This window comes from Stieleria sp. (genome assembly GCF_041595215.1).
Taxonomy (GTDB): Bacteria; Planctomycetota; Planctomycetia; order Pirellulales; family Pirellulaceae; genus Stieleria; species Stieleria magnilauensis.
Genome location: NZ_JBFHKV010000636.1, coordinates 1 through 4,977 on the forward strand (window position 1 = coordinate 1; position 4,977 = coordinate 4,977).

A 4,977-nucleotide genomic window follows, 5' to 3' on the forward strand; every position below is an offset into this window, starting at 1 on the left:
ACAGATAGGCTGATTTCGATCGCGGTTGAATGTCGATCTCCAGCGTCGGATGGCGCGGTCGGCCAGGATGCAGAGGACTCGTCGCCTCGTCCACTACCGCCTACCCGAAACGCACGTTGACAAGGAGCACTAGCTTCATTCGTCGCCTGACTCTGGGCCTTCGACGCTGCTTTCTTCGTCAGTTTTTTCCTGTGGTAGCGACTCTTGCGGCCGAGCTTGCGGTTGCAATGAACTCGGGCGCCGTCCCAAGTTTGACGGAGCCCCGCCGCTGCGGCTTCGCGGATAGTGGGACGAAAACCAGTCCTGGTACTGCTCCTTTTTGATCGGAGGCTCTGCGCTGTCGTCGCGCGGGGAAAGGCGAGGCAATTCGCTTTCTGAAATCATCCCATCTTGATCGGCGTCCGCCCTATCAAACATTGCCGTGGCGATTCGGCGAAGGACCTCCTCCGGCGGCGTCCGTGAGGAAGCTCCGCGACTCGACCGATCAGCGAAACGACTGTTGGCAGAGAAATTGCGTGCGGGTTGCCGGGGGTTGGTCCTGAATTTTGTAATTTGGCCCATTTCCGAAGACTCCAGGATATCGGCGGATACGATCAGCTGAACCGCAGGGCTCCGATCGTCGGATTCTCGCGACATGATTCTGCCGATCATCTGCGCAGTGCCGTTCTTGATTCGCAGTGTGGTTTGATGAGTCAGCTGCGACGTGCCTTGAGGTCGCTCGGATTGATCGTCATCGCCACTGGGCGCCACATACGACTTTGAGAAGTCCAGTTCAATGAGCACCTGGTTGTCCACGACCTCGGTCGTCAGCTTGATCAACGTTCCAATACTGACGTCCTGGTAGACATTCGATTCACGGCCGCTGCCGGTTCGCACGGTACCCGTTCGCATGGTGCCGGTTCGAATCGCCACCGTTTCGCCTACCTGAAGCATGGTCTGCTGCCCTTCCAAGACCGTCAGCTCAGCGTGATTGGCGATCGTCGCCTTGCCCTGAGCGGTGAGGTCACTGACCGCATCCATCACCTCTTCGATTGGTCCTGACAACCGGAGACGATCGTCATGATCAAGTTTGCCGTTGGACTCGACTAACAGCACCTGAACTCGAACAGAGTGCGTTTCCGATTTCTCCCCATCCTCCGCTTGCATCTTTAGCGGCATCATCAGGCAGAAAAACACACAACAAGTAGCGGGAATGCGTACGTTCATCTCAACTCCTCGATTGCCGGTTTGCACAGTCGTCTCCAACCACTATAGACATCTTGGAGACGTCGCAGTCGCAACAACGATAAACCGAAGCAGGTTTGCGGCGTCGTTGCGGCTTTCTCCGATTTTCGTGGAGTCGAAAACGCGTGTCATTGGCGAACGCAATTCACGAGAAAACAAGATCACTCTGCGTTGCGGCGACTCGGCGTAGCCTCATCCGGCGGACGCATCGAGCAGCGGAGGCAGATCCATCAACCGGTCGATAATGTGTGTCGGTTTCGCCTGGGCGAGCAACTCGCGTGACTGAGCGCCGGTGGTGATCCCGATGCACATCGCACAGCCGGCGTCTTGGCCTTCATGAATGTCGATTTGAGAGTCACCGACTTTCGCCACGTTCTCGGCAGACTGAATCGACAGATCCTTCATCGCCTTGATGATCATGTCGCCGTGAGGCCGACCGCGGCTGACATCCGATGCCGTGACCAGACCGTCGAAATCCTCGCCGACACTCCAGCCGATCTTGCGGATCAAGTTGCTCGCGGTGTCACGGTCATAACCGGTGTTCAACACGACGCGGACCCCACGTTGACGAAGCTGTCGAAACAACTCACTCGCGCCCGGCTGCTCCTTCACATCCAACTCGTCATAGGCGCTCCGCAAACGCACTTTGAAATCGGCAAAGATCGCGGCGATCTCTTCTTCGTCGTGGGCGTTGCCGTCGAGTGCCAGGACATCGCGAATGGCTTGTGACTTTTCTTTCCCGGCCCCCGTCGCTTGCACCTGAGCTTGCGTGAACTGATATCCGGCAGCATTGATCGCGGCACGAACGGTCTTGTAGACCACGTTGTCCTCGTCCACCGTTGTTCCTGCCATGTCAAAGACGACTAATTCAATCACCGTAAATTTCCTGAAGGTGTTGCTTGGCGAATCCAGCGCTTCCGGTCATGCCTTTGCCGCCGATCGCGGTTGCGACATGGATGTCTCGATCCAATGTGTGTTGAAAAATACCCTTGGGGTGTTTTGATTGGCAATACAGCCCCGACCAAGTCCGTTCGATCTCCCAGTTCGGCAGATCCATGATCTGTCGCCCTTCGGAAACGAAGAACCGATTGATCGGCATCTGAATCTCGTCACTCAGCTCATCCGATCGAGCCGCCGGGGCATACTCGTGTGAATCGCCTAAGATGATGTGTCCGTCGAGCTCTTGTTTGAACAGGATGTGGACGCCCCATTTTCTCCAAAAGCTTTCCGAATCTTCACGTTGTTTGATGGAACGATACGACGGACAGGCGGCAAAACTTTCATAGCGTCGAATCGACTGCCCGGTCAAAACGTTGCCCGGCAACGCCCCGACCGATTGTGCCGCGAGCATCACCATCTGCAATTTGACCGCTTCGATGTCGCTGGTTTGAAACAATTCGGGAAACAGCAATCGAAATTCCACGCCCGAACAGACGATCGCTTTTTCGGCGTGCAGCATGCGACCATCGGTGCAGTGGGCCGTGACCGTCGAGGCGGACTGCCGATCCAAACGCTGCACGCAGGTTCCCAAGGCAATCGTCAAGCCGAACGTTTCTCGCAAGTAGTCGTGCAAGCGAAGAATCATCTTGCGTGGGTCAACGGAAATCTCCTCGGGAAAAAACAGCCCCGCCAAACAATATCCGTCGTTCAACAACGGGTATCGCCGCTTGCATTGATCTTTGGTCCACAACTCGGATCGATAGCCTTCCTGACGATTGATCGCGTGCAGTTCCTCGATCAACGCGACCTCCTCGGCATCCGAAGCCAGGTAGACGCTTCCTTCTTGCCGAACCGACAGATCGAATTCCGCTTGGATCGACTTGTAGATCTCCAAGCTCTCTCGGCCCAACCGTTGCCAGGTCGCGTCCATACCGGACGGAACGACTTGTCCAAAGTTGCGAACGGTCGCCCCTTGAGGCTGCAGGTTCTTGTCGACCAACACCACTCGCATGCCACGAAGCAGTGCTTGATAGGCATGAAACGTCCCGAGAACGCCTGCCCCGACCACAATCAGATCAAATTTGTCTTCAATCTCCACGCCGAGTCTCTTGCTGTGCCTTGGTTCAACGAAAAACGCAATCTTCGGTGAGTAGAACAGGATGGCGGCCCGTTGCCGACTGTTCGGGTGTCCTGCCAGAAAGGTTTTTCGCATTGCAGACAGAGATTGCGAACAGATTGATAGAAAGTGGGCGGTATCGACAGGCACCGCCGGCCATCAGGGGGGACATGAAACACGCCTCTGGTTCGTCACGAGGTGGGAATCGCCCGGGATCGGGTTAGACTATGCGGTCGTCTTATCTCACCCGGGTACCCCATGCTCACAGTCTCATGTCCCAGCTGCGGCGACCCCGCTCGTCTGCCGGCCACATGCCTCCCTCACGACTGTTCGGTTCAGTGTCCGTCGTGCGGCGCGACCCTGCCGGCGGAGCGATGGCTGGAACAGCTGCCGCCGATGGCGATTGTGCTTTCGCCCAAGGGCAGTGAACCCGAGGGCAATGAACCCGAGGGCAATGAACCCGAGGGCAGTGAACCCGAGGGCAGTGAACCCGAGGGCAGTGAACCCGAGGGCAGTGACCCCGACGGCAATGAAATCGACTTGGATGCGGAAATCGATCTCGACGAGGTCGCGTGCCCTTCCGGCGTCTCGATGATCGGCATCGATGACGATGAATTCCCGACTGACCGGCCCCAACCGCGGCCGTCGATCGATCAGATCGAACACGCTTGGGAATCGCCCGATGCCTGGGAGCCCCAAGATCCGATCTCCGATGCGGACGTCTTTGGCGACCACGACGACGACGAATTCAATGTCATTGATGATCAGCCCCCGACGCAGACGGTTCCGCTGGCCAACGACGATCAATCGTTCTTCGAGCGACACCATTGGGGACGTCGGCAGCGCAACTCGATCCGGCTGCTGAAGATCGCTTCGCCGACCCTGATCGCTGTCCCGATCATCGCGGTGATTCTGTACGCGTCAGGCGCCAACGCCTTGTTTGATCTCTTGGGACAATCAACCGACCCGGTCGCGGCCCGAGAACAATCCGAGACCGATCAAAACCGAGACCGCGCTGCCAAACCCGCTCCGGCGTCCCCCAAGACGCAGCAGTCGGCCGGCGGCGGACGCGTCGCCCCAAACGCGATGGGCTCCTCGAATGACGATGCAACCGGTGAGGATTCATCCGGCGAGGATTCAACCAGTGCCGTGGATCCGGTCACCGTCGTCGCTGACGATGACGCGGCGGCAGACACAAACTCAGACCAAAGCGACGATCCCATCACGCCGGCGGAAGCCGATGCCGAACTGGTTTCATCCGATGGACCGTCGGCGGAAACGCCCACCCCTGATCTCACCACCACCAATCGCACCGACGTCGAAGTCATGGACGTCGACGAGGTGATCCAAAGCATCAAACGAACCGGGGAAGCGATCGCGGAGGAACAGTCAACGACCGCGGAGGAGCCGTCCGCGTTGACGATTGCGATGCGGGCCAAACAGCAGTGGAAAGTGCGTCATCCACAACCGCAACGGCAGCCGGATGCGGCCGAGCAGGAAAGAGCGTTGCTCAACGGTGCCACGCTTACCTTTCCCAGTGAACCTCCCTCGGCCGATTCGGTGTTGCAAACCAGCGCCCAGTCAGACATCGCTCCTGAACCGACTGCTCCTGAACCGACTGCTCCCAAACCGACTGCTCCCAAACCGACTGCTCCTGAACCAACTGCTCCTGAACCGACCCAGACGGCGGAATCGAA

The 4,977-nt window shown here is 57.9% G+C and carries 4 protein-coding genes; 1 reads left to right on the forward strand and 3 read right to left on the reverse strand.

Annotated elements, in window-relative coordinates:
* Positions 1 to 135 precede the first annotated feature (135 nt).
* From ABX749_RS21515 to ABX749_RS21525, 3 genes are all read right to left on the reverse strand, one after another.
* Positions 136 to 1,044, reverse strand: coding sequence for a hypothetical protein (locus tag ABX749_RS21515; RefSeq protein ID WP_372897791.1), 909 nt, complete (start codon positions 1,042 to 1,044; stop codon positions 136 to 138).
* Between the two features lie 372 nt (positions 1,045 to 1,416).
* Positions 1,417 to 2,100: a phosphonatase-like hydrolase gene (locus ABX749_RS21520; protein ID WP_145218335.1), complete on the reverse strand. Its 684-nt coding sequence runs from the start codon at positions 2,098 to 2,100 to the stop codon at positions 1,417 to 1,419.
* A complete protein-coding gene (locus ABX749_RS21525) occupies positions 2,093 to 3,376 on the reverse strand; it encodes a TIGR03364 family FAD-dependent oxidoreductase (protein ID WP_372897792.1) in 1,284 nt (427 codons plus the stop codon). Before ABX749_RS21525 ends, ABX749_RS21520 begins: the two co-directional genes overlap by 8 nt.
* A 300-nt stretch (positions 3,377 to 3,676) precedes the next feature.
* Between ABX749_RS21525 and ABX749_RS21530 the strand changes: the two genes are divergently transcribed.
* Positions 3,677 to 4,977: hypothetical protein (locus ABX749_RS21530; RefSeq protein ID WP_372897793.1), on the forward strand; the 1,301-nt coding region annotated here is incomplete at its 3' end.

Excerpts from the sequence above, each read along its gene's own strand:
- ABX749_RS21525 (WP_372897792.1), bottom strand. The coding sequence starts at position 3,376 with ATGCGAAAAACCTTTCTGGCAGGACACCCGAACAGTCGGCAACGGGCC.